Below are 3,168 nucleotides of genomic sequence, written 5' to 3'. Positions count from 1 at the left end.
TGTTCTTTGAAAACTAGATAAGAAAAGTTAGTAAAGTTATCACAAGTGGAAACACTTGTATAAAAGTAACCGAGAATCAACTGAAAGTGTATCTTTCAAATGAACCGACGTTTATCATCGCTGGTAAACGCGATTCAGATTAACCGGACTTCGAAGAAGTCTATGAGGTTAAGTTAGGAAGGGCGCACGGTGGATGCCTTGGCACTAGGAGCCGAAGAAGGACGGGACTAACACCGATATGCTTTGGGGAGCTGTACGTAAGCGTTGATCCAGAGATTTCCGAATGGGGGAACCCACTATCTTTAGTCGGATAGTATCCTTATGTGAATACATAGCATAAGGAAGGCAGACCCAGGGAACTGAAACATCTAAGTACCTGGAGGAAGAGAAAGAAAAATCGATTTCCTGAGTAGCGGCGAGCGAAACGGAAAGAGCCCAAACCAAGAAGCTTGCTTCTTGGGGTTGTAGGACACTCTATACGGAGTTACAAAGGAAGGCTATAAATGAAGCGGTCTGGAAAGGCCCGCCAGAGACGGTAAAAGCCCGGTAGTTGAAATAGGCTTCTCTCCAGAGTGGATCCTGAGTACGGCGGAACACGTGAAATTCCGTCGGAATCCGGGAGGACCATCTCCCAAGGCTAAATACTCCCTAGTGACCGATAGTGAACCAGTACCGTGAGGGAAAGGTGAAAAGCACCCCGGGAGGGGAGTGAAAGAGTACCTGAAACCGTGTGCCTACAAGTAGTTAGAGCCCGTTAATGGGTGATAGCGTGCCTTTTGTAGAATGAACCGGCGAGTTACGATTTGTTGCAAGGTTAAGCGGAAAAAGCGGAGCCGTAGCGAAAGCGAGTCTGAATAGGGCGCATGAGTAACAGGTCGTAGACCCGAAACCAGGTGATCTACCCATGTCCAGGATGAAGGTAAGGTAATACTTACTGGAGGTCCGAACCCACGCACGTTGAAAAGTGCGGGGATGAGGTGTGGGTAGCGGAGAAATTCCAATCGAACTTGGAGATAGCTGGTTCTCTCCGAAATAGCTTTAGGGCTAGCCTCGAGGTAAAGAGTCATGGAGGTAGAGCACTGTTTGGACTAGGGGCCCCTCTCGGGTTACCGAATTCAGATAAACTCCGAATGCCATGTACTTATACTCGGGAGTCAGACTGCGAGTGATAAGATCCGTAGTCGAAAGGGAAACAGCCCAGACCACCAGTTAAGGTCCCCAAATATACGTTAAGTGGAAAAGGATGTGGGGTTGCTTAGACAACCAGGAGGTTGGCTTAGAAGCAGCCATCCTTGAAAGAGTGCGTAATAGCTCACTGGTCGAGTGACCCCGCGCCGAAAATGTACCGGGGCTAAACGTATTACCGAAACTGTGGATGAACCACTAAGTGGTTCGTGGTAGGAGAGCGTTCTAAGGGCGTTGAAGTCAGACCGGAAGGACTGGTGGAGCGCTTAGAAGTGAGAATGCCGGTATGAGTAGCGAAAGAAGGGTGAGAATCCCTTCCACCGAATATCTAAGGTTTCCTGAGGAAGGCTCGTCCGCTCAGGGTTAGTCGGGACCTAAGCTGAGGCCGATAGGCGTAGGCGATGGACAACAGGTTGATATTCCTGTACCAGTGTCAATTGTTTGACCAATGGGGTGACGCAGAAGGATAGGGAATCGCACGAATGGAAATGTGCGTCCAAGCAGTGAGTGTGAGAAGTAGGCAAATCCGCTTCTTGCGAAGCATGAGCTGTGATGGGGAAGGAAATAAAGTACGGAAGTTCCTGATTTCACGCTGCCAAGAAAAGCCTCTAGGAAGAGAGATACTGCCCGTACCGCAAACCGACACAGGTAGATGAGGAGAGAATCCTAAGGTGAGCGAGAGAACTCTCGTTAAGGAACTCGGCAAAATGACCCCGTAACTTCGGGAGAAGGGGTGCTCTATTAGGGTGAAAGCCCGAGAGAGCCGCAGTGAATAGGCCCAGGCGACTGTTTAGCAAAAACACAGGTCTCTGCAAAACCGTAAGGTGACGTATAGGGGCTGACGCCTGCCCGGTGCTGGAAGGTTAAGAGGATGGGTTAGCTTCTTGCGAAGCTCAGAATTGAAGCCCCAGTAAACGGCGGCCGTAACTATAACGGTCCTAAGGTAGCGAAATTCCTTGTCGGGTAAGTTCCGACCCGCACGAAAGGCGCAACGATCTGGGCACTGTCTCAACGAGAGACTCGGTGAAATTATAGTACCTGTGAAGATGCAGGTTACCCGCGACAGGACGGAAAGACCCCGTGGAGCTTTACTGCAACCTGATATGGAATGTTTGTACCGCTTGTACAGGATAGGTAGGAGCCGAAGAATCGCGTGCGCCAGCATGCGAGGAGGCGCTGGTGGGATACTACCCCCGCTGTATGACCATTCTAACCCGCCACGCTTAGCGCGTGGGGAGACAGTGTCAGGTGGGCAGTTTGACTGGGGCGGTCGCCTCCTAAAGAGTAACGGAGGCGCCCAAAGGTTCCCTCAGAATGGATGGAAATCATTCGCAGAGTGTAAAGGCACAAGGGAGCTTGACTGCGAGACTGACAAGTCGAGCAGGGACGAAAGTCGGGCTTAGTGATCCGGTGGTTCCGCATGGAAGGGCCATCGCTCAACGGATAAAAGCTACCCCGGGGATAACAGGCTTATCTCCCCCAAGAGTCCACATCGACGGGGAGGTTTGGCACCTCGATGTCGGCTCGTCGCATCCTGGGGCTGTAGTCGGTCCCAAGGGTTGGGCTGTTCGCCCATTAAAGCGGCACGCGAGCTGGGTTCAGAACGTCGTGAGACAGTTCGGTCCCTATCCGTCGCGGGCGCAGGAAATTTGAGAGGAGCTGTCCTTAGTACGAGAGGACCGGGATGGACGCACCGCTGGTGTACCAGTTGTTCCGCCAGGAGCATCGCTGGGTAGCTATGTGCGGCAGGGATAAACGCTGAAAGCATCTAAGCGTGAAGCCCCCCTCAAGATGAGATTTCCCATTTCTTCGGAAAGTAAGATCCCTGAAAGATGATCAGGTAGATAGGTTTGGAGTGGAAGTATGGCGACATATGGAGCGGACAAATACTAATCGATCGAGGACTTAACCTTTTAATCTGGTTTTCGTTACTTTGTAACTCAACACTTTTCTTCTCTAGTTTTGAGAGAACAACGTTCTTTC

1 rRNA gene is annotated in these 3,168 nt (G+C 51.0%); it reads left to right on the top strand.

Annotation, left to right across the window (positions count from 1 at the left end):
* Positions 1–166 precede the first annotated feature (166 nt).
* Positions 167–3,098: ribosomal RNA gene (locus tag CFS60_RS13765) — 23S ribosomal RNA — on the top strand.
* Positions 3,099–3,168 lie beyond the last annotated feature (70 nt).

It is taken from the genome of Listeria sp. ILCC792 (assembly GCF_900186135.1).
GTDB classification, from domain to species: Bacteria; Bacillota; Bacilli; order Lactobacillales; family Listeriaceae; genus Listeria; species Listeria goaensis.
Note: the sequence above shows the minus strand (reverse complement) of the source record. Positions and strands in the feature narration are given on the sequence as shown.